Raw genomic sequence first — 20,262 nt, 5'->3', positions numbered from 1 at the left:
AGGAAGTCTACAACGCCTCAGGGCTGATTCCGGGACGGCTGGCGTTCGGCCGCAGCTTTCGGCGGCGTCGAAAGCCGGCCCACAACGAGCGCGGCCTGCAGTACGAAAGCCTCCCTCGGCAGGAGCGGATCCCAGCCCGTGACGTCGCAGACGCGCTTCAAACGGTACCGCACGGTGTTCGCGTGGACGAAGAGTTCCCGCGCTGTCGCCTCCAGTGAATGCCCCAGTTCCAGGTAGGTGCCCAGGGTTTCAACCAGCCCGTTGGACGCGGCCAGCAAGGGGCGGTAGATGTTCTTGACCAGGGAACGGCGGGCGGCGTCGTCCCCGGAAATGACGCGTTCGGGCAGCAAATCGTCGGCAGCCACGGGACGTGGCGCGGACGGCCACGCCCTCGCCGCTGTCAGGCCGGCGAAAGCGGACTGGGCGGATCCGCTGGCTTCCAGCAGCGAGCCGGACTCGGGGCCGTAGACCACGGGGCCGGGAGCGAACATTTCGCTGAGCTTCACATACGCGGTTTCCCTGTCCTGGACTCCGCCCAGGATGAGGATGAGCCTGTCGCCCTGGATGCCTACCAGTGCGTCCTCCGCGTACCGGCCGGCCATCCGGCGCAGTTCGCTGACGTAGCTGGCACTGGGCTCCGAAGGTGAGTTGCCAACCATCACCGTGAAACGCTCCTGGGCCTTCCAGCCCAGCGCCGCGATCCTGGAACGCAGGGCGTCCGTGTTTTCGCCGCGGAGGATGGCGTCGACGATCAGGGCCTCGAGCCGGGTATCCCAGGACCCTCGCGATTCCGCGGCACGCGCGTAGACGTCGGCGGCAGCGAAGGCGACCTCCCTTGAGTAGCGCAATACGGCTTCACGGAGGGACGGCTGGTCAGCCTCCGGTGCAATGACCGGAACTTGGTCCTCCACCACCTCCACCACGATCCTGATCAACTGCAGCGCTTTCTGCAGGCTGATGGAGCGGGTGAGTTCGGTGGGTGCCGTCCCAAAGACGTCGGTCAGGATCCATGACGGGGAGCTGGGCCTCTCGTACCACGTGACGAAAGCCGCGATGCCGTTTTGTGCCACCATGCCCAGCGCTGAGCGTTCGTCTGAGCTGAGCCGGCTGTACCACGGCAGGGACTTTTCCAGCTCGCGCATGGTGGTGGTGGACAGCTGGCCCACGTTTGCCCGCAGTTTCTTGAGGGTCTCCGACTTCTCCGGAGTGACCCCCGGAGTGGACGGTTTGCGCTTGGCGGACGGGGTGGCAGGTGCTGGCATTCTTTGAGCATACGGGCAGCGTCCCCCAACCTCCATTTGTGCAAAGGCTACAATCCGGTTTGCCCTGCGTCACATGGCCCAGGGCCTTAACGGACGACGGCGGCCCCCGCCTTTAGGAGGGAGCCGCCGTCGCGTCTTTACCTAGGAAACAGGCTAGGCCTCGCCGCCGGCGTTGCCCGTGGTGCCCGCATTGACGTTGTGAAGCCTGTACTTCTCAATCGCCTTGATCGGAGCCTGCGCATCCACCTCGCCGCGGCGGGCGAGCATCTCCAGTGAACGCACCACGATGGAGTGGGTGTCGTTCTTGAAGAAGCGGCGGGCTGCTGCGCGGGTGTCGGAGAATCCGAAGCCGTCTGCGCCGAGGGTGGCGAATTCGTTGGGGACGAACTGGCGGATCTGGTCCGGGACGGCTTTCATGTAGTCGGACACGGCGACGACGGGGCCGGTGGCTCCTTCGAGTTGCTGGGTGATGAAGGGGACGCGGGCGGGTTCGCCGGGGTTGAGGAAGGCTTCCTCTTCGGCGGCGAGTCCGTCGCGGCGCAGTTCGTTCCAGGAGGTCACGGACCAGACGTCGGCGGAGACTGACCAGTCCTCGGCGAGGATCCGCTGGGCTTCGAGGGCCCAGGGAACGGACACGCCGGAGGCGAGGATCTGGGTCCGGGGACCGTCAATCTTCGCCGGGGCAAGAAGGTAAATGCCCTTGATGACACCCTCGACGTCCAGTTCCTCGGGTTCGGCGGGCTGGGTGATGGGCTCGTTGTAGACCGTGAGGTAGTACATCAGGTTCCGGTCTTCCGAGTCCGGCCCGTACATGCGTTCGAGGCCGTCGCGGATGATGTGGCCCATTTCGTACCCGTAGGCGGGGTCGTAGGTGACCACGGCGGGGTTGGTGGAGGCCAGCAGGGGGGAGTGGCCGTCGGCGTGCTGGAGTCCTTCGCCGGTGAGGGTGGTCCGTCCTGCGGTGGCGCCGATGATGAACCCGCGGGTCATTTGGTCCGCGGCGGCCCAGAAGGCGTCGCCCGTGCGTTGGAAGCCGAACATGGAGTAGAACACGTAGACCGGGACCAGGGGCACGCCGTGGGTGGCGTAGGCGGTGCCGGCGGCGGTGAACGCTGCCACGGCTCCGGCTTCGTTGATGCCGGGGTGGATCAGTTGGCCCTGGGCGGATTCCTTGTAGGCCAGGACGAGGTCGCGGTCCACCGAGAGGTAGTTCTGTCCCTTGGGGTTGTAGATCTTCGCCGTGGGGAAGAACGCATCCATGCCGAACGTGCGTGCCTCATCCGGGATGATCGGGGCGATGTGCTTGCCGAAGTTCTTGTCCCGCATCAGGTCCTTGAGCAGGCGCACGAAGGCCATGGTGGTGGCGGCCTGCTGCTTGCCCGAGCCGCGCTTGGCGACCTCGTAGGACTTGGCGTCGGGCAGGGTGATCTCGGCGTGCTTGGACCGGCGTTCGGGGACCGCACCGCCCAGGGCTGCACGGCGTTCCATCATGTACTTGATCTCCGGGGCGTCCGTGCCGGGGTGGTAGTACGGGGGCTGGTACAGGTCTTTTTCGAGCTGGTCATCCGTGATGGGGATCCGCAGGTGGTCGCGGAACTTCTTCAGGTCATCCAGGGTGAGTTTTTTCATCTGGTGGGTCGCGTTGCGGCCCTCGAAGTGTGGTCCGAGGCCGTAGCCCTTGACGGTTTTGGCGAGGATGACGGTGGGTTTGCCCTTGAATTCGGTCGCTGCCTTGTACGCGGCGTAGACCTTGCGGTAGTCGTGGCCGCCGCGTTTGAGGTTCCAGATCTGGTCATCGCTCAGGTCCGCGACGAGGTCCTTGGTGGCCGGGTCTTTCCCGAAGAAGTGCTCACGGACGAACCCGCCGGATTCGGCCTTGTAGGTCTGGTAGTCCCCGTCGGGGGTTTCGTTCATGATCTTCACCAGCGACCCGTCGGTGTCACGGGCGAGCAGGTCATCCCATTCCCGGCCCCAGACGACCTTGATGACGTTCCAGCCCGCGCCGCGGAAGAACGCTTCGAGTTCCTGCATGATCTTGCCGTTGCCGCGGACCGGGCCGTCCAGGCGCTGGAGGTTGCAGTTGATGACGAAGTTCAGGTTGTCCAGGTTCTCGTTCGCGGCGAGCTGGAGCAGGCCGCGGGATTCGGGCTCGTCCATTTCCCCGTCGCCCAGGAACGCCCAGACCTGCTGGTCAGAGGTGTCTTTCAGGCCCCGGTTGTGCAGGTACCGGTTGGACTGGGCCTGGTAGATCGCGTTCATCGGCCCGATGCCCATGGACACGGTGGGGAACTCCCAGAAGTGCGGCATCAACCGCGGGTGCGGGTAGGACGAGAGCGCGTGGCCTTCCTTGGACTTTTCCTGCCGGAACCCGTCCAAGTCCTCCTCCGAAAGCCGGCCTTCCATGAACGCACGGGCGTACATGCCGGGGGAGGCGTGGCCCTGGAAGAAGACCTGGTCCCCGCCGCCGGGGTGGTCCTTGCCGCGGAAGAAATGGTTGAAGCCCACCTCGTACAGCGTCGCAGCACCGGCATAGGTGGAGATATGCCCGCCCACACCGATGTTCGCCCGCTGCGCACGGTGGACCATCACCGCGGCGTTCCACCGCATGTACGCCCGGTACCGGCGCTCGTACTCCTCGTTCCCGGGGAACTCGGCTTCCTGGTCCACCGGGATCGTGTTCACGTAATCGGTCGTGGTCACCATCGGCACCCCGACGCTCTGCGCACCCGCACGCTGCAGCAGGCTCCGCATGATGAATTGGGCACGCTCAGTACCCTGTTCCCTGATCAACGAATCCAGGGACTCAACCCACTCGGCAGTCTCTTCCGGATCACGATCAGGCAGCTGGTTAGTCAACCCGCTGAGGATATGGGAGGTATCTTCTCCTGCAGCCACGTCCAACCTCTCTTTGCGCGCATTGATGGCGCACTCAGGCCGGGCAGGGTGACCGCCCGGCGTACATACGCCGTGTGCGACGTATCGGTTACAACAGCCCGGTCATGTGTGCCGGGCAGGGTCCTAGCATTCCTACGTCTGCATTGGAGTTACAGGGTTGTTGCCCCGCAGGCATAGTTGTCACCTGCCACTCTAACTCTGTCCCCAACGCGATGCGTAGCCGCGGCTTGGGCGGCTCTGTTGTATTTCGCCGTCATACTGGTTGTGTGACGAAAAGCCGCTGTGCTGCGGGTTGGCGGATCCTGGTGTGACGCAGAATATGCCTCATCACGGGGGCGGCAGCTTGAAGCTCAGGCACAAAGGGTGTTGGCTGGGAGTAATGGAAATCACTATGCGCACTGCGCGTAAAAAGGCATTGGAGGTACACGTGAGCGAGGCCGACGCCGCCACTTCGGTAAATGTGGCGGAAAAATTGGGTTTCAAGAATGGGGATCTGATTCAGGAGTTCGGTTACGACGACGACGTCGATTTCGACTTGCGTGACGATATTGAGGACCTCACGGGTTCCGAGCTGCTGGACGAGGACGACCACGAAGTGGCGGACGCCGTCGTTTTGTGGTGGCGCGACGGCGACGGGGACCTGGTGGACAGCCTCATGGATTCGCTGACCACCCTCAGCGAAAACGGCGTCGTCTGGGTCCTGACACCCAAGTCCGGAAGGACTGGTTACGTCTCCCCGGCGGATATCCAGGAGGCCGCGCCGACCGCCGGACTGCACGTGACGACGTCGGCAGGCGTGTCCAAGGACTGGAGCGCAACGCGGCTGGTGAGCAGGAAGAACAAGTGACGGCAGCGCTTGCCGCTGCCTCCGTTGCCGTCCCCGCGGTTGGCGGCCCGGCACCCGACTTTGAGCTGGTCAACCAGTACGGCGAGCCGGTCAGGTTATCCGCCCTTCGCGGCCAGAACGTGGTTTTGGTGTTCTACCCCTTTGCGTTCTCCGGCATCTGCACCGGCGAGCTTTGTGAGATCAGGGACAACCTGGCCCTGTTCGAAGACACAAACGCAGTTGTCCTTGCGGTCTCGGTTGACAGCAAGTTCACCCTGCGGGCCTACGCCGGGCAGGAGGGGTACACCTTCGACCTCCTGGCGGATTTCTGGCCCCACGGCGCTGCGGCAAGTCTCTACGGCGTCTTCGACACCGAGAGCGGAATGGCGCAGCGCGGCACCTTCATCATCGATGCCGGCGGTACCATCCGCTACACCGTGGTGAACCCCCGAGGCCAGGCCCGGGACCTCGGCGAGTACCGCAAGGCACTGGCCGGGCTGGATAAGGCCTGACGGATCATGGCTGAGCGGCGGCATGGCGTGGGCCTCACGGGCTTCGCCAGCATGCCGCCCGTTCCCACAGCCCTGCCTTCCGCCGATGAGCTGGAGGTCCTGGTACGGATCAGGGACCTGCTGGCAGGGGCCCGGTTTGCCCTCCTTACCGGCGCGGGCCTGAGCACCGACTCGGGCATTCCGGATTACCGCGGACCAGGCTCGCCGCCGCGGACACCAATGACCTACCAGGAGTTCGTCAAGGCTGCCGCGAACCGCCAGCGCTACTGGGCAAGGAACCACATCGGGTGGTCACACCTCCGCCACGCTGATCCCAACCAGGGACACCGCGCCGCTGCCGAACTTGAACGACGTGGCCACCTGACGGGCCTCATTACACAGAACGTGGACCGGCTCCACCAGGATGCCGGAAGCGTCAATGTGGTGGACCTCCACGGAAGGTATGACCAGATAGTGTGCCTGGACTGCCACCGGACCTACTCCCGCCGCCTGCTCGCAGGAATGCTGGAGGAGCTGAACCCCGGCTTCCTTGACCGGGCGAAGGAATCCGGCCTGGTGGAAATGGCGCCGGATGCCGATTCCACGGTGGAGGATCAGGCCCTGATCAGCAGCTTCGTTGTTGCTGTGTGCCCCGCCTGCGGAGGGACGCTGAAGCCGGACTTCGTGTACTTCGGGGAGAACGTGCCCAAGGACAGGGTGGAAACGTCTTACCGTATGGTCGATGACGCCGCTGCGCTGGTGGTTGCGGGCTCCTCCCTCACGGTAATGAGCGGCCTCCGGTTTGTCAGGCACGCGGCGAAGGACGGCAAACCGGTGGTCATCATCAACCGTGGGGCCACGCGCGGGGACGACAAAGCGACCGTCAAGCTCGAAGCGGGCGTCAGCGAATCGCTGACCTGGCTCGCTGCTGAGCTCCCGCCGGTCTAGCCCGGCAGCGGATTGGGCAGGGCGGGCCCGCCGATTCGCAATTTATGCCCGGCGTCGGGTAGAGTCTATGTTCGTTGGTCCGGGCGCAGCAGCGCCTGATCCGGCAACAATGGGTCTTTAGCTCAGCTGGTAGAGCGCCACGTTTACACCGTGGATGTCATCGGTTCGATCCCGGTAGGACCCACTGGATAACCCCGCACTTTCCGCCTTCAGGCGGAAAGTGCGGGGTTTTTGTTGCCCAGTCGCGTGCTGGCTTGCCTGCCTGTTGTCCCGGTCCGGCTTGAATGTCAGCCCCCTGCCATAGCTTGCAGGCATGGAACACGTGATTGTGAGGACAGGCACCGACGGCAGGCCGACGGCGGTGCTCAGCAGCGGCAGGGAATGGGCTGTGGGTGCCGAGCCGGTGAGGTGGTTCGAGCGCGTCAACTGGTGGGAGACGCGCCGCCGCATGCCCAAAGGGTTCAGCAGGGTGGACATCGAGGTCCTCCAGCTCCAGGTCCGGCTGGGCCGGAATGCGGGCTCTGCCCTCACCACCATGCTCCTGGAACGCGACGGGCTGGGCGGGGGCTGGCGGCTTCGGGAGTCGGTTGCGGACGCCGCCTAGGGGCGGCCCGCCGGCCGGAACAGGCCCACCAGGGCAATGGAAAACCGCAATGGAAAACCCTCCACCGCGACTATTGGGGGATGCCGCGGTGGAGGGCCTGAATTGAATATACCGTGAACTTACGGAAACAAAAAGTCGTTTCCTGCTGTGTCCTCATGCACCCCTGGTCTCGCATCCAACCCGGCCAGGAGTTTGGAATACCACAGCCGGTCAATGCTCCGGATATGGACCGGAGTCAGCGGTTCACAGGGATGAAAACCCGCGGCTGTTCCGTCCAGGTATCGGACATCTGCGACATTGTCCGCCTCATAATCTTGTCGGAGGCCTCACGGGCGGCACCGGCGTCACCCCGGGCAATTGCCTCCGCCACGTCCACGTGCCATTGCAGTGCAGCCTCGTGCGGATGGTCCGGCATCAGCCCATGCACCGTCCGGCCGGTCAGTGTTTCGGCCACCTGCCCCGAGAGGTTCGCAAACATCTCGTTGCCGGATCCGGAAAGCAGCAGCGAATGGAACTGGATGTCCAGCTCAAGGAAGCGTGGCACTTCCCCCCTTTGGCCGGCGTCGCGCATTGCATGGGCGACGTCAACAAGCTCCAGCCGCAGCGGAGCGGGGGCGTTCTGGGCGGCAAGCTCGGCAGCAGCCGGCTCCACGGCGGAGCGCAGCTCGGCAAGGGAGCGCAACTGCGCCCCCCGGGCGTTGCTGGCAAGCCGCCACCGGATCACCTGCGGGTCGAAAGGGTTCCAGCGGCTTGGCGGGAGTACCCGGATACCCACCCGCTTGGTGGTTTCCACGAGGCCGAGGGACTGCAGCACCCTTACGGCCTCGCGGACCACAGAGCGCGAGACCTTGAGCTCAGCCTCCAGCTTTTCGGCAAGCATGATGTGACCGGCAGGAAGCTCGCCCGAGATAATGCGCGTGCCCAGGTTCTCAATGGCACGGTGGTGCAGGCTGCTGGTCATGCAGCTAAGCCTAGTGGGAACAGGTGGGTGGGAAAGCAGCAGTCCTTGACGGCCAGTGACACATTTTGTTCCATTACGTGGGCGTTACTTTCCTGTGACCTCAGGAATATATATGCTTTATTCAGACCCTCGGTCTGCATCGTGCTTCCGCGCACTGGAAGCCACTGCACATCCATCGCACAGTACGAATTGGAGTTTTGATGTCTGCACACATCGGTGTCACCGGCCTCGCGGTGATGGGCGCCAACCTGGCCCGCAACCTGGCCCGGAACGGTTTTACCGTCGCCCTGCACAACCGCTCAGTCGAAAAGACGGATGCCCTGCTGGCCAAGCACGGAACGGATGGCGAGTTCATCCGCACCGAAACCCTGCAGGAACTGGTGGACTCCCTCGAGAAGCCCCGCCGGGTACTCATCATGGTGAAGGCCGGCAAGCCGGTCGACTCCGTGATCGAACAGCTTGAACCCCTCCTGGAACCTGGCGACATCATCATCGACGCCGGAAACTCACACTACGAGGACACCCGCCGCCGGGAAGCCGCCCTGGCCAAGAAGGACCTGCACTTCGTAGGCGTCGGTGTTTCCGGCGGCGAGGAAGGCGCCCTCAACGGACCGTCCATCATGCCCGGCGGTTCCAAGGAGTCCTACAAGGCACTGGGCCCGCTGCTGGAAAAGATCTCCGCAAAGGTCGACGGCGAGCCGTGCTGCGCCTGGGTGGGCACCGACGGCGCCGGCCACTTCGTCAAGATGGTCCACAACGGCATCGAGTACGCTGACATGCAGGTCATCGGCGAAGCCTTCGACCTGCTTCGCTCCGGAGCCGGCATCGAGCCTGCGGAGCAGGCCAAGATCTTCACCGAATGGAACAAGGGCGAGCTGTCCTCCTTCCTCATCGAGATCTCCGCCGAGGTCCTGGGCCACGTGGATGCCAAGACCGGCAAGCCGTTCGTGGACGTCGTGGTGGACGCCGCAGGCCAGAAGGGCACCGGCCGCTGGACCGTCATCTCGGCCCTGGAACTCGGTTCCCCGGTCTCCGGCATCGCCGAATCCGTGTTCGCCCGCGCTCTCTCTTCCCAGGCAGCCCAGCGCAAGCTCGGCCAGGAACTGCTGGCAGGCAACGAGGCCGACGTCGAAATCCCCGAAACCTTCGTTGAAGACGTCCGCCAGGCGCTCTACGCCTCCAAGCTGGTGTCCTACGCCCAGGGCCTGGACATGCTCACCTCCGCAGCCAAGGAATACAACTGGGACCTGAAGCTGGACGAGATCGCCTCTCTGTGGCGGGCCGGCTGCATCATCCGCGCCGAACTGCTCAAGGACATCACCAAGGCCTACGCCGCTGACGAGAAGCCGGCAAACCTGCTGTTTGCTCCGGCCTTCACGGAAGCCATTGCCGCAGCCCTTCCGGCCTGGCGCCGCGTGGTGGCCACCGCGGTCCAGTTGGGAATTCCGGTCCCGGTCTTCTCCTCCTCGCTGGCGTACTACGACGGCCTGCGCCGCAAGCGGGTCGCGGCAGCCCTCATCCAGGGCCAGCGTGACCTGTTCGGTGCCCACACCTACGGCCGTGTCGATGCAGAAGGCACGTTCCACACCCTCTGGGGCGAGGACAAGTCCGAAATCGAAGCAGTAGACACCCACTAGGTTCCGCTGCAGTATGCAAAAGGCGGGCAGTTTCCGGTGATCCGGGAACTGCCCGCCTTTTCTTCGTGTGCAGCTTTTTGCTGGCGGCCCAAGGGCCGGCCGCCACCGTCAGATGCGGTATTCGATGTCGTATTCCGCCGGGTCCACCGCAGGCTTGGTCTCGCGCTGGGCGTCACGGTGGCGCCACTTCGCGGGAACGCCGGTGACGATCGATTCCGGCGGTGCGTCCTTGACCACCACGGCGTTGGCACCCACGGCGCTGTCCCGGCCGATGGTGATCGGGCCCAGGATCTTCGCTCCCGCGCCGATGGTCACGCGGTCGCCGATGGTGGGGTGGCGTTTGATCCGCGCGAGCGACCGGCCGCCAAGGGTGACCCCGTGGTAGATCATCACGTCCTCGCCGATTTCGGCGGTTTCCCCGATAACCACGCCCATTCCATGGTCGATGAAGAAGCGGCGGCCGATGGTTGCGCCAGGATGGATCTCGATCCCGGTCATGAACCGGCCCAGCTGCGAGAGCAGCCGTGCCGGAAAACGCAGCGCCGGATCCTGCCACAGCCTGTGCGTCAGCCTGTGGATCCAGATGGCGTGCAGCCCGGAGTAAGCGAAAAAGTTCTCAAAAGAACCTCGAGCCGCCGGGTCGTGCGACCGGGCGGCGTCGAGGTCTTCCTTCAGTCTTGCGAAAAAGCCCACAGAGTTCTTTCTACAGGAAACGGGCGAACAGCGGCCTGATCAGCCGCGGATGTCGTCATAGAGCACGGTGGAGATGTAACGCTCGCCGAAGTCGCAGACAATGGCAACGATCAGCTTGCCCGCGTTTTCGGGGCGCTTCGCCAGCTCCAGGGCGCCCCAGACGATGGCGCCGGAGGAGATGCCGCCAAGGATGCCCTCCTTGACGCCGAGTTCGCGGGCCACGCGGACTGAGTCCTCAAGGGTGGCGTCCAGGACCTCGTCGTAGACGTTGGTGTCCAGGATTTCCGGGACGAAGTTGGCTCCGATGCCCTGGATCTTGTGCGGGCCGGGCGCGCCGCCGTTCAGGATTGCGGAGTCCTTGGGCTCGATCGCCACGATCTGGACGCCGGGCTTGCGTTCCTTCAGGACCTGGCCGACGCCGGTGACGGTTCCGCCGGTGCCGACGCCCGCAACGAAGATGTCCACGGCGCCGTCGGTGTCAGCCCAGATTTCCTCCGCCGTGGTGGTTCGGTGGATTTCGGGGTTGGCCTCGTTGGCGAACTGCTGGGCCCAAATGGAGTTTTCCGTGTTGGCCACGATTTCCTGGGCCTTCTCCACGGCCCCGCGCATTCCCTCGGAGCCGGGGGTCAGGACGATCTCGGCACCGAAGGCGCGCAGCATCACTCGGCGCTCGGTGGACATGGTCTCGGGCATGGTGAGGATGACCTTGTAGCCGCGGGCTGCGCCCACCATGGCCAGGGCGATGCCGGTGTTCCCGGAGGTGCCTTCAACGATGGTGCCGCCGGGCTTCAGGGCACCGGACTTCTCCGCGGCGTCGACGATTGCCACGCCGATACGGTCCTTGACGCTGTTGGCCGGGTTGTAGAACTCAAGCTTGACGGCGACGGTGGCATCCAGCCCCTCGCTCAGCCGGTTCAGCTTGACCAGCGGAGTGCCGCCGACCAGTTGGGTTACATCGTCATAGATCCGTGCCATGTACATACGCCTATCTCTGAAGGGTGAATACTGAGGTCAGCCTAACGAGGCCGCGTAACGGTGGCTAAGCGTTAAGCCATGCAGAGTAATATTTCCGGGCCTTGGCGAGTTTGGGGTTGATGATCACCTGGCAGTACCCCTGCTCGGGATGCTTGGCGTAGTAGTTCTGGTGGAAGTCCTCCGCCACATGGAAGCGCGGCAGCCGGCTGACCTCCGTGACAATCGGATGCGTCCAGAGCGCCTGGTTGCGGTCGATCGCTTCCTCGAACAGTATCTTCTCCTCGGTGGTCTCGTAGAACATCGAGGAACGGTACTGGGTTCCCACGTCGTAGCCCTGGCGGTTCAGCGTTGTGGGATCGTGCAGGGCAAAGAACATGTCAAGGACCACCTCTTCCGGGATGATCTCCTCGTCGAACGTCACGGCCACCACCTCGGCGTGCCCGGTGGTGCCGTTGCACACGGAGTAATAGTCGGGGTTGGGATCATGGCCGCCCGTGTAGCCGGACACCACGGCGCTGACACCCTTGGTCTTCTGGTAGACAGCGTCGAGGCACCAGAAGCAGCCTCCGCCTAAAACAAAAGTTTTCATGACCTCTTCAATGGTTGGGGGCGCCGGATGATTCCCTGGACGCCGCGGGCGCCGCCTGTCAACGTGCGGCGCGGACGGTGCCATGGGGTAAAACTAAGACTATGGAACCTGTGGACACCGACGTTACCGGCCCCGAGAATCACGACGGCGGGCCTCGCGGCGGCGAGGCTCCTTCCGGCAAGGAGGCGGCCGGCAGGGAAACGGCCGGCGGGGACGCCGCCGTGCACCCCCAGGCGCCCACCCTCGGCGAGATGCTCCTGGCCGTGGAGGAACTGTGGCCCGAGTCCCTGGCGGAGAACTGGGACGAGGTGGGGCTGGTGGCCGGACACCCCTCCACTCCTGTCACGAAGGTCATGTTTGCCGTGGACCCCACCCTGGAAGTCATCGAAGAAGCCGTGGAGTGGGGCGCCGAACTCCTGATTACCCACCATCCGCTGCTGCTGAAGGGTGTCACCACCGTCGCTGCCACCACGCCCAAAGGCCGTGCCGTCCACCGGTTGATCGAGTCCGGCACAGCCCTCCTGACGGTCCACACCAACGGTGATTCCGCCGTCGGCGGCGTTTCCGATGTCCTGGCCGACGCCCTGGGACTGCAGGACGCGGCCCCGCTCACCGTGGCAGCAAACGGCCTGCCGGAGGAGGGGATCGGGCGGGTAGGTGACCTGCCCGAGGCCATCAGCCTGGGGGACTTCGCAGCCCGGGTGTTTGGCATCCTGCCTTCCGTGGCAGGGGGAGTGCGTGTCTCGGGCGACAAGGACGGCCTGGTGCGGCGCATTGCCGTCTGCGGCGGCGCGGGGGACTCGCTCTTCAACGAGGTCCGGGCCAGCAACGCAGATGTCTACGTCACCGCGGACCTCCGCCACCATCCGGCGTCGGAGGCGCGGGAGGCTTCCCTGAACGGCAGGCCCTACCTGATCGACGTTTCGCACTTCGCCAGCGAGTGGCTCTGGCTGCCTGCTGCCGCAGCCGCGCTGGGCAACGTCCTCGCCGACCAGGGCCACGACGTCGAAATCCAGGTCAGCACCACCAACAGCGATCCCTGGGACTTCATCCTTACCCCGGGCTGAGCCCGGAGCCGGTGGGTAAGCGGCGAGGCGGGGGAGCAGGGCAGGCGCTAGAGTCTAGGAAGCGCCGTCCAGGCGCCCGGCTCCGGCCGGAAGGGACCAAGCGGAGGTAACAGTGGCGAAGGCAGCACCGGCGGAACAGTTGAAGTTGCTTGGACTGCAGGGGCTGGATGCCAAACTGAAGTCGCTTGGTAACCGCCGCCGCGCGCTGGAAAACGATCCGCGCATCAGGGACCTTCAAGCTGCCCTCTCTGTGGCCAACGGTGAGCTGGGCGCGGCGAAAGTTGCCGTCCACGACGCCGAAGCCGAACTCAAGCGTGCCGAGGCGGACGTGGAACAGGTTGCCTCGCGCATCCAGCGGGATGAGGCCCGGCTGAACAGCGGCACCGGCCTGTCCAAGGACCTGGTGGCCCTCCAAAAGGACATTGCCTCACTCAACAAACGGCGCTCGGACCTGGAGGACATTGAACTTGAGGTGATGGAGCGCCTTGATTCCCTGCGGGCCACCCAGGCCCGGCAGCAGGGGATTGTGGACGACATCCAGGGATCCTTCGGTACCATTCGCGCCGAACTGGACGCGGAACTGGCCACGGTGGAGGCGGAAGCCAGCGGTCTCCGCGCCCAGCGCACCGAATTCGCTGCCGGCCTCGAGCCGGGCATGCTGGCGATCTACGAAAAGACATTGGCCAGGCGTGGAGTTGGCGCCGCCAGGCTCTTCCACGGCACCTCCGAGGCGTCCGGCATGAAGCTCAGCCCGGGCGACCTTGCTGAAATCAAAGCCGCTGCTGCCGACGATATCGTCTTTTGCCCGGACTCCGGCGCCATCCTGGTCCGGTCCGACGAGTGGGCCTGACCTAACCAGGTAACAGCAGATGTTGTTATGAGCGCTCATAACAACATCTGCTGCGATTCAGTTGGGGAGGGGCGGGGTTTCAGCCCGGCAGGACGATGTTCAAAGCGTGCGGCTTGCGGGCGGAACCGTCCACCAGCTCAGCGTCCCACTTTTCGCGGGCCGCTTTCAGGAGTTCCGACGGCGTTGCCGGGGCCTTTCCGCGCCGCACCAGCAGGTGCCTGGCCAGTTCGCCCCGGGTGTGCTTGGCGAAGTGGCTCACCACCTTGCGCACTCCATTGACGTCGGTAAACACATTGACCGAGACGGTCTGCGCCGCCGGCGGCGCCCATGCCGCCGCGTAAGTGCTGGAGCGGCAATCAACCAGCAGGTGCCCTTCCACTGCAGCGGCAAGGGCCCCGCTAAGCTGCGGCTTCCAGAACGGGGCGAGGCGGCCGACGTCGGGCAGTGATGTGCCCATGGACAGCCGGTAAGCGGGCACGCTGTCGCCAAAACGGATGGCGCCCCAGAGCGCGGAAACCACCACCACGGACTCGTTGGCCTTGCGGCGCTGCCCAGCCGTAAGGGTTTTGTAGCCCAGGGCGTCATACAGCACTCCCGAATAGATCCGGTGGGCCGGAGCCGCCGGTTCGGCATGAAGCCGGGTGTTGCGGCGGACATCCTCCTTCAGCGATGCCCCCACACCCAGCAGCGCGAGCGCATCCTCGTGGGCGCTCACCGTTCCCAGCGCCTCCAGCACTTTGGCGCGGCAGGAGTTCAACTCCGGGAAGCTCAGGGAAGGCCAGTCGACGGCGGAACCGCTGCCGGCGGGTGTCTTGCCTTCGGAAGGGGGAAGCAGAATCAGCACCGTCCGATCCTACCGGCGGCAGGAAAGTGCCGGCTCGCCGGTAGACTGGGGGTGGATGGGTTGACCAGGCGGCCGCGCGTCACGCAAGTGGCTCGAGGAACGTCCGGGCTCCGCAGGGCAGGGTGGTGGGTAACGCCCACTCGGGGTAACCCGCAGGCCAGTGCCACAGAGAACAGACCGCCTGGGTCGCGCCGGTTTGAAAGCGGCACGAACCAGGTAAGGGTGAAACGGTGGTGTAAGAGACCACCAGCTTCCCGGGTGACCGGGAAGGCTAGGTAAACCCCACCCGGAGCAAGGCCAGACAGGACACGTTTGAGGGCTGCCCGCCCGAGTGTCCGGGTAGGCCGCTGGAGGGCGCCGGCAACGGCGTTCGTAGATGGATGGCCGCTACTCCCGTGCCGGTAACGGAACGGGAGCACAGAACCCGGCGTATCGGTCAACCCATCCATTCTTTCCCGGTTTGACCTTGGACGATGGGTTGGGGATGCTGAACCGTGCCCGCAAATGATGACCCGCAAGACAACCCCGGTGCTCCCGCTCCGCAGCAGCTTCCCGGACGTGGTCAGCAGGCTCTTGCCCTTACCGGATTCTTTTCGCTTTCGGTGGCCGCCTGGGCCGCCGCGTCGGTCCCCATCATCCTGCATTCCAGCGGCTGGTTTGCGGTGTCGGTAAAGGCCCCCTGGATGCCGCCGGGCTGGATGTTCAGGAGCATGTGGATGCTGCTGTACGTCGCGGTGGCGGTGGCCGCCTGGCTGGTCTGGCGCAAAGGGTTCCTCACGGGAGGCACCCTGGCGGGCTACCTCATCCAGCTGGTGCTCAACGCCGCGTGGCCGCTGGCGTTCTTCGGGCTGTTTCCGTTGTTCGGCGCCGCTGCCCTCTGGACGGCTTTCCTGGTGATTGGCGGCCTGGGGATATCTGTTGCGTTCCTCATCCTGCGGTTCGGTCCGGTCAGCCCTGCCGCGGGGCTGTTGATGCTTCCCTATCTGTCCTGGGTGGTTTTTTCGTCCAGCCTCAATCTCTATTCGGCCATCCACAATTGACAGGTCCCGCCGCGGCGGACCTCCCTGTGAGTGATTTCACTCGACTGGGGCCGTTTTGCGGAGGCCAGCCAACTTAGAATGGATCCGGACGCAGGAGTTCCTCCGCCGGAGTTGCGTTCGCAGCCGGCGGTTTTTCTTTGCGTAATCCAGGCGCCCGGGGGCCGACCCCCGTGGGCGCAGGTGCCCCTGCACAACATGTGGTGGCCGACAACCGTGTACGAGGACGTATGCGGCTGAACCGAGGAAGGTATTTCTGTGAGCCAGACGTCAGATTCTTGTCTTGATACGTGGATGGGCCGCGAGGCCCTCGCTGAGGCCATGATTCCGGTGATCGGCCGGCTGTACCGCGAAAACAACGTGGTGACCAGCATCCATGGCCGGAGTTTGATCAACAAGTCCACTATGAACATCCTCAAGGCGCACCGTTTTGCGCGCCGCATGAGCAAGGACGAACTCCTCCTGGAGGAGACCGCGCCGCTCCTGAACACCCTGGCCACCCTGGAGCTCGGAGCGGCAGCGATCGACATTGCACGGCTGAACCAGAAGTTCAAGGAAGAGGGCAACGGCGCCACCCTGGAAGAATTCCTCCGCGCGGAACTGGCCGACGTCGTAGGCAAGCGGGGCGGCGATGACCGCACCAGCACCGATGTGGTGCTTTACGGCTTCGGCCGGATCGGCCGGCTGCTGGCCCGCCTCCTGATCGAAAAGGCAGGCGGCGGCCACGGCCTGCGGCTGCGCGCCATCGTCGTGCGCAAGGGTTCGGACAACGACCTCTCCAAGCGCGCCAGCCTGCTGCGCCGCGATTCCGTGCACGGTTCCTTTGAAGGCACCATCCGGATTGACGAGGAAGCCAACACCATTACGGCCAACGGCGTCCAGGTGCAGGTCATCTACTCCGACAACCCGGCAACCATCGACTACACCGCCTACGGCATCAACAACGCCCTGGTCGTGGACAACACCGGGCGCTGGCGTGATTCCGAAGGACTTTCCCAGCACCTGCAGAGCAAGGGTGTTGCACGGGTGCTCCTGACTGCCCCCGGCAAGGGCGACCTGAAGAACATCGTGCACGGCATCAACCAGGGCACCATCGAGGACACGGACCAGATTGTGTCCGCAGCGTCCTGCACCACCAACGCCATCACGCCTGTACTTAAGGCGATCAACGACAAGTTCGGCGTGGTCCATGGGCATGTGGAGACCGTCCACTCTTTCACCAATGACCAGAACCTGATCGACAACTTCCACAAGGGCGACCGCCGCGGCCGGTCCGCAGCACTGAACATGGTTATCACGGAGACCGGCGCCGCGAAGGCAGTGGCCAAGGCGCTCCCCGAGCTGCTTGGCAAACTGACCGGCAGTTCCATCCGCGTTCCCACCCCGGACGTGTCCCTTGCCATCCTGAACCTGAGCCTGGAGAACGGGACCACCAAGGACGAGGTCAACAACTACCTGCGGGAAATGTCCCTGCACTCGGAGCTGCGCAAGCAGATCGACTACATCGACTCGCCCGAGGTGGTGTCCACCGACTTCGTCGGGTCCCGGCGCGCGGGCATCGTTGATGGCCTTGCCACGATCTCGAACGACAAGAACCTGGTGCTGTACGTCTGGTACGACAACGAGTTCGGCTACAGCTGCCAGGTGGTCCGCGTCATGGAGGAAATGGCAGGCGTGAACCCGCCGTCGTTCCCGGCGAAGGAAAGCGCAGCAGCCCTCGCTGCCATCGCTGTCTAGGCTCCCTTCGGGTCGCTCCCGATTTCCCGGCTGATGGTGCTGGAATCAGCCGGGAAACGGGACCACACTGGTGGCATGGAAAATGATTCGACGCTTCAGCACGAGACAACCCTTGAGCACGCCCTTGACGTCGCCAAAGCCAACCACAAAGAGGCGGTCCGGCTGCTTGAGGGCGCCCGGGCCGCGTACAAAACGGGCGACGCCAGCGCGGACCGGGTGCGCCAGCTGGAAGGGCTGCTGGCTATAGCCGAGGAAGACCTTCGAAGGGTGATGCGGGAGCAGTAGTCCCGCCCGGTGTGACCTTTCACTCGCCCTCAACACTGTGGATATCGGCGGGCATGCCGGGCGGGTGTCCTAGGCTCTTCTGGTGCATGAGAACACCGGAAGCCCAGGAACCGCATGACCGTGAGCTGGTCCTCATACAGACGGGCGCGCCGGCGTTCCCGGCAGGCGTGGGGAATCCTGGCAGCAGCGGCAGTGTCTGCACTGGCGGCCCTGTTCTGGTTCTTCACCGCAGGGCAGTTCGCCCTTGCGGAACCTGCCGTTTCCGGCCCCACCGAAGCCCCTGTTTTTGACCCGGCGTGGATGAAACCCGTTGAGCCTGTCCACCCGGTGCCCCCAGGTACTGCCCTGGCCGCCCTGGAAGGGCTGGCCGTGAAGGGACGGGCCGCCTCATCGGACTACAGCCGGGAAGCCTTTGGCCCCGCCTGGCAGGACGTGGACCGGAACGGATGCGATACCCGCAACGACATCCTGCGGCGCGACCTCACTGCCGTGGTGATGACGGAAGGCTCCAAATGCCGGGTGGCCGCGGGGTCGTTCCAGGAGCCCTATACCGCACAGTTTGTGGACTTCCGCCGCGGTTCCGAGAGCAGCCGGGCAGTCCAGATCGACCATGTGGTCGCCCTGTCTGACGCCTGGCAGAAGGGCGCCCAGGCCCTGGCGGCGGGGCGGCGGCAGAGCCTCGCCAACGATCCCCTTAACCTCATCGCCGCCGACGGTCCGGCCAACCAGCAGAAGGGCGCCGGCGACGCCGCCACCTGGCTCCCCAAGAACAAGTCGATCCGGTGCCACTATGTGGCGCGCCAGATTTCGGTGAAGGCAGCCTACGGGCTCTGGGTCACCGCAGCGGAAAAGGACGCCATGAAGCGTGTCCTGGGATCCTGCCCCGGACAACAGACTGTTGCCGCCCGCTGAGCCATAACCGCGGCTGGATCGCATTACCGTTCAAGCACGGCCGCTGCCGGGCCAAGGCGCCCGGGCCGCTCCGCCGTCGGGCCTAGTGGCCGAAAGGGTCCGGATCCACGCCTGGCATCCAGGTCAGGCCGGGAACACCCCAGCCGTTCTTCTTCGCCAGCTTCATGGCCTTGCGTTTGTACCGGTCCATGAGCCGGTTCACGTACAGCTTGCCGTCCAGGTGGTCATATTCGTGCTGGATGACGCGGGCAAACCAGTCCGTGGCCTCGAACCTGACCGGCTGCCCGAACCCGTCGAACCCTTCAACGCGGGCCCATTCGGCGCGCTTGAGCGGGTACTGTCCGCTGGGAAAGGACAGGCACCCTTCCTCTTCCTCGTCAGGATCCGGAACGGCACCGGAAATCTTGGACAGGGTCAGGACGGGATTGACCACCACGCCGGTGGGGGGAGCGCCGTCGTCGTTGGCGTACTTGTACACGAAGATCCTCTTGCCCACACCCACCTGGGGTGCCGCGAGGCCCACGCCGTTGGCGGCGTCATTCGTTTCGAACATGTCCGCTATCAAGGTGCGCAGTTCGTCGTCGAAGACTTCCACCTCGGAAGCCCGGCGGTGCAGTACGGGTTCTCCCCAGATGGTGATTGGCAGAACGGTCATCTTCAGGTGGTCCTTCGGCGGTTTCTCGTGCAAAGAAAAATGTGCAGGATCAGTGAAAAAAGAAGGAGGCCGCACCGGTTATCCGGTGCGGCCTCCTGTGCGGACGGCTGCACATACCGTCCCGTGAGGGTGAGCTACGGGGGTTGAACCCGCGACCTCCTGGACCACAACCAGGCGCTCTGCCAACTGAGCTAAGCCCACCATGTGCCTGCAGATTTACCGGCGAACCGGCCCTCTGGAAAGGCAACTCATATAGCTTACCTGCTCTTCAGGGGTGCTTTGTCCACTTTGGCCGATTTCACGGAAAAATCCGTGAAAGGTGGCGCAGATTACGCTTCCGGTGCATCCCCGGCCGCCGTGATGCGCTTGGCGATCCGCTGGGCTGTGGCGCTGTCCGGCCCTGGCGAGGGCACGAACACAGCTTCGCGGTAGTAGCGGAGCTCGTCAATGGAGTCCTTGATGTCCCCCAGGGCGCGGTGTCCGCCCTTCTTCGCCGGCGACTGGAAGTAGGCCCGGGCGAACCAGCGGCGGGAAAGCTCCTTGATGGTGCTGACGTCGATCACCCTGTAGTGCAGGTGCTCCACCACTGCGGGCATGTCGCGGGACAGGAACACGCGGTCCGTCCCCACGGAGTTGCCGCCCAGGGGTGCCTTGCGCGGATCCGGGACCCACTTGGAGATGTACTCCATGACGGCGGCTTCGGCCTCGGCCATCGTCTTGCCATGCGGCAGCTCGTTAAGGAGCCCTGATTTGGTGTGCATGTCCCGGACAAAGTCGTTCATCTGGGCCACTGCGGCGTCATCGGGTTTGATGACCACATCGACGCCGTCGCCAAGGATGTTCAGTTCCGAATCGGTGACCAGGGCGGCCACCTCGATCAGGGCATCGTTCTTGATGTCCAGACCGGTCATTTCACAGTCGATCCAGACGATTCGTTCGTTAGATATAGGCACCGGACCAGCCTACCGTTTCACCTCCCGGCCACCGGCCGGTG

At 64.5% G+C, this 20,262-nt stretch carries 20 protein-coding genes, 2 tRNA genes and 1 other RNA gene; 13 read left to right on the top strand and 10 right to left on the bottom strand.

Features of this window, described 5'->3' with window-relative positions:
* Positions 1–17 precede the first annotated feature (17 nt).
* Together ABRP28_RS06810 and aceE are read right to left on the bottom strand one after the other, a co-directional pair.
* Positions 18–1,262, bottom strand: a complete 1,245-nt coding sequence (locus tag ABRP28_RS06810) for a helix-turn-helix domain-containing protein (RefSeq protein WP_350002543.1) — start codon at positions 1,260–1,262, stop codon at positions 18–20.
* Positions 1,263–1,415: 153 nt separating this feature from the next.
* Positions 1,416–4,157 (bottom strand): pyruvate dehydrogenase (acetyl-transferring), homodimeric type, encoded by a 2,742-nt coding sequence (gene aceE / locus ABRP28_RS06805; protein WP_350002542.1) that lies wholly within the window; start codon positions 4,155–4,157, stop codon positions 1,416–1,418.
* A 427-nt stretch (positions 4,158–4,584) separates the two neighbouring features.
* Here aceE and ABRP28_RS06800 point away from each other — a divergent pair, with 427 nt between their 5' ends.
* From ABRP28_RS06800 to ABRP28_RS06780, 5 genes are all read left to right on the top strand, one after another.
* The gene (locus ABRP28_RS06800) at positions 4,585–5,004 is read left to right on the top strand and encodes a DUF3052 domain-containing protein (protein WP_174178227.1); all 420 of its coding nucleotides are present in this window, start codon (positions 4,585–4,587) and stop codon (positions 5,002–5,004) included.
* Positions 5,001–5,495 (top strand): peroxiredoxin, encoded by a 495-nt coding sequence (locus tag ABRP28_RS06795; RefSeq protein WP_350002541.1) that lies wholly within the window; start codon positions 5,001–5,003, stop codon positions 5,493–5,495. Before ABRP28_RS06800 ends, ABRP28_RS06795 begins: the two co-directional genes overlap by 4 nt.
* Positions 5,496–5,501: 6 nt before the next feature.
* The gene (locus tag ABRP28_RS06790; protein ID WP_350002540.1) at positions 5,502–6,422 is read left to right on the top strand and encodes an NAD-dependent protein deacetylase; all 921 of its coding nucleotides are present in this window, start codon (positions 5,502–5,504) and stop codon (positions 6,420–6,422) included.
* 111 nt (positions 6,423–6,533) lie between these two features.
* Positions 6,534–6,606, top strand: a tRNA-Val gene (locus ABRP28_RS06785).
* Between the two features lie 129 nt (positions 6,607–6,735).
* On the top strand, positions 6,736–7,026 hold the full coding sequence (locus tag ABRP28_RS06780; RefSeq protein ID WP_350002539.1) for a hypothetical protein: 291 nt from the start codon (positions 6,736–6,738) through the stop codon (positions 7,024–7,026).
* A 235-nt stretch (positions 7,027–7,261) separates the two neighbouring features.
* Here ABRP28_RS06780 and ABRP28_RS06775 read toward each other — a convergent pair whose 3' ends face one another.
* Entirely contained in the window at positions 7,262–7,987 is a 726-nt protein-coding gene (locus ABRP28_RS06775; RefSeq protein ID WP_350002538.1) for an FCD domain-containing protein, read from the bottom strand.
* 200 nt (positions 7,988–8,187) lie between these two features.
* Here ABRP28_RS06775 and gndA point away from each other — a divergent pair, with 200 nt between their 5' ends.
* Positions 8,188–9,624: an NADP-dependent phosphogluconate dehydrogenase gene (gene gndA / locus ABRP28_RS06770; RefSeq protein WP_231457721.1), complete on the top strand. Its 1,437-nt coding sequence runs from the start codon at positions 8,188–8,190 to the stop codon at positions 9,622–9,624.
* A gap of 108 nt (positions 9,625–9,732) precedes the next feature.
* Here gndA and epsC read toward each other — a convergent pair whose 3' ends face one another.
* The 3 genes from epsC to msrA all read right to left on the bottom strand — a co-directional run bounded on the left by epsC (position 9,733) and on the right by msrA (position 11,881).
* On the bottom strand, positions 9,733–10,317 hold the full coding sequence (gene epsC / locus ABRP28_RS06765; protein WP_350002537.1) for a serine O-acetyltransferase EpsC: 585 nt from the start codon (positions 10,315–10,317) through the stop codon (positions 9,733–9,735).
* Between the two features lie 39 nt (positions 10,318–10,356).
* The gene (gene cysK / locus ABRP28_RS06760; RefSeq protein WP_231457723.1) at positions 10,357–11,292 is read right to left on the bottom strand and encodes a cysteine synthase A; all 936 of its coding nucleotides are present in this window, start codon (positions 11,290–11,292) and stop codon (positions 10,357–10,359) included.
* 64 nt (positions 11,293–11,356) lie between these two features.
* Positions 11,357–11,881 carry a peptide-methionine (S)-S-oxide reductase MsrA gene (msrA, locus tag ABRP28_RS06755; RefSeq protein ID WP_350002536.1) on the bottom strand — a complete coding sequence of 175 codons (525 nt, stop codon included), beginning with the start codon at positions 11,879–11,881 and terminating at the stop codon, positions 11,357–11,359.
* A 101-nt stretch (positions 11,882–11,982) separates the two neighbouring features.
* Here msrA and ABRP28_RS06750 point away from each other — a divergent pair, with 101 nt between their 5' ends.
* The gene (locus ABRP28_RS06750) at positions 11,983–12,948 is read left to right on the top strand and encodes a Nif3-like dinuclear metal center hexameric protein (protein WP_374152940.1); all 966 of its coding nucleotides are present in this window, start codon (positions 11,983–11,985) and stop codon (positions 12,946–12,948) included.
* Between the two features lie 112 nt (positions 12,949–13,060).
* Positions 13,061–13,798, top strand: a complete 738-nt coding sequence (locus tag ABRP28_RS06745; RefSeq protein WP_350002535.1) for a C4-type zinc ribbon domain-containing protein — start codon at positions 13,061–13,063, stop codon at positions 13,796–13,798.
* A gap of 79 nt (positions 13,799–13,877) precedes the next feature.
* Here the strand turns inward: ABRP28_RS06745 and ABRP28_RS06740 are convergent, their stop codons facing one another.
* Entirely contained in the window at positions 13,878–14,642 is a 765-nt protein-coding gene (locus ABRP28_RS06740) for a peroxide stress protein YaaA (protein ID WP_350002534.1), read from the bottom strand.
* Positions 14,643–14,698: 56 nt separating this feature from the next.
* Here ABRP28_RS06740 and rnpB point away from each other — a divergent pair.
* The 5 genes from rnpB (at position 14,699) to ABRP28_RS06715 (ending at position 18,613) form a co-directional block, all read left to right on the top strand.
* Positions 14,699–15,090, top strand: an RNA gene (gene rnpB, locus ABRP28_RS06735) — RNase P RNA component class A.
* A 46-nt stretch (positions 15,091–15,136) separates the two neighbouring features.
* Positions 15,137–15,682, top strand: coding sequence for a TspO/MBR family protein (locus tag ABRP28_RS06730; protein ID WP_350002533.1), 546 nt, complete (start codon positions 15,137–15,139; stop codon positions 15,680–15,682).
* A 255-nt stretch (positions 15,683–15,937) separates the two neighbouring features.
* A complete protein-coding gene (locus tag ABRP28_RS06725; RefSeq protein WP_350002532.1) occupies positions 15,938–17,416 on the top strand; it encodes a glyceraldehyde-3-phosphate dehydrogenase in 1,479 nt (492 codons plus the stop codon).
* Positions 17,417–17,491: 75 nt separating this feature from the next.
* Positions 17,492–17,701 carry a hypothetical protein gene (locus ABRP28_RS06720; protein WP_350002531.1) on the top strand — a complete coding sequence of 70 codons (210 nt, stop codon included), beginning with the start codon at positions 17,492–17,494 and terminating at the stop codon, positions 17,699–17,701.
* Positions 17,702–17,815: 114 nt separating this feature from the next.
* The gene (locus tag ABRP28_RS06715) at positions 17,816–18,613 is read left to right on the top strand and encodes an HNH endonuclease family protein (protein WP_350002530.1); all 798 of its coding nucleotides are present in this window, start codon (positions 17,816–17,818) and stop codon (positions 18,611–18,613) included.
* An 82-nt stretch (positions 18,614–18,695) separates the two neighbouring features.
* On the opposite strand, the gene def is transcribed toward ABRP28_RS06715, so the two are convergent.
* From def to orn, 3 genes are all read right to left on the bottom strand, one after another.
* Positions 18,696–19,268 carry a peptide deformylase gene (gene def, locus ABRP28_RS06710; protein ID WP_350002529.1) on the bottom strand — a complete coding sequence of 191 codons (573 nt, stop codon included), beginning with the start codon at positions 19,266–19,268 and terminating at the stop codon, positions 18,696–18,698.
* A gap of 128 nt (positions 19,269–19,396) precedes the next feature.
* Positions 19,397–19,469, bottom strand: a tRNA-His gene (locus tag ABRP28_RS06705).
* 128 nt (positions 19,470–19,597) lie between these two features.
* Entirely contained in the window at positions 19,598–20,221 is a 624-nt protein-coding gene (gene orn, locus ABRP28_RS06700) for an oligoribonuclease (protein ID WP_350002528.1), read from the bottom strand.
* Positions 20,222–20,262: the final 41 nt, after the last annotated feature.

The sequence above is a fragment of the Pseudarthrobacter sp. WHRI 8279 genome, from assembly GCF_040224115.2.
Taxonomy (GTDB): domain Bacteria; phylum Actinomycetota; class Actinomycetes; order Actinomycetales; family Micrococcaceae; genus Arthrobacter.
This window is presented reverse-complemented; position numbering and strand designations above follow the sequence as displayed.

Excerpts from the sequence above, each read along its gene's own strand:
- gndA (WP_231457721.1), top strand. The coding sequence starts at position 8,188 with ATGTCTGCACACATCGGTGTCACCGGCCTCGCGGTGATGGGCGCCAAC.
- ABRP28_RS06715 (WP_350002530.1), top strand. The coding sequence starts at position 17,816 with ATGACCGTGAGCTGGTCCTCATACAGACGGGCGCGCCGGCGTTCCCGG.
- ABRP28_RS06750 (WP_374152940.1), top strand. The coding sequence starts at position 11,983 with ATGGAACCTGTGGACACCGACGTTACCGGCCCCGAGAATCACGACGGC.
- cysK (WP_231457723.1), bottom strand. The coding sequence starts at position 11,292 with ATGGCACGGATCTATGACGATGTAACCCAACTGGTCGGCGGCACTCCG.
- def (WP_350002529.1), bottom strand. The coding sequence starts at position 19,268 with ATGACCGTTCTGCCAATCACCATCTGGGGAGAACCCGTACTGCACCGC.
- ABRP28_RS06790 (WP_350002540.1), top strand. The coding sequence starts at position 5,502 with ATGGCTGAGCGGCGGCATGGCGTGGGCCTCACGGGCTTCGCCAGCATG.
- msrA (WP_350002536.1), bottom strand. The coding sequence starts at position 11,881 with ATGAAAACTTTTGTTTTAGGCGGAGGCTGCTTCTGGTGCCTCGACGCT.
- ABRP28_RS06720 (WP_350002531.1), top strand. The coding sequence starts at position 17,492 with ATGGAAAATGATTCGACGCTTCAGCACGAGACAACCCTTGAGCACGCC.
- ABRP28_RS06780 (WP_350002539.1), top strand. The coding sequence starts at position 6,736 with ATGGAACACGTGATTGTGAGGACAGGCACCGACGGCAGGCCGACGGCG.
- ABRP28_RS06775 (WP_350002538.1), bottom strand. The coding sequence starts at position 7,987 with ATGACCAGCAGCCTGCACCACCGTGCCATTGAGAACCTGGGCACGCGC.
- ABRP28_RS06810 (WP_350002543.1), bottom strand. The coding sequence starts at position 1,262 with ATGCCAGCACCTGCCACCCCGTCCGCCAAGCGCAAACCGTCCACTCCG.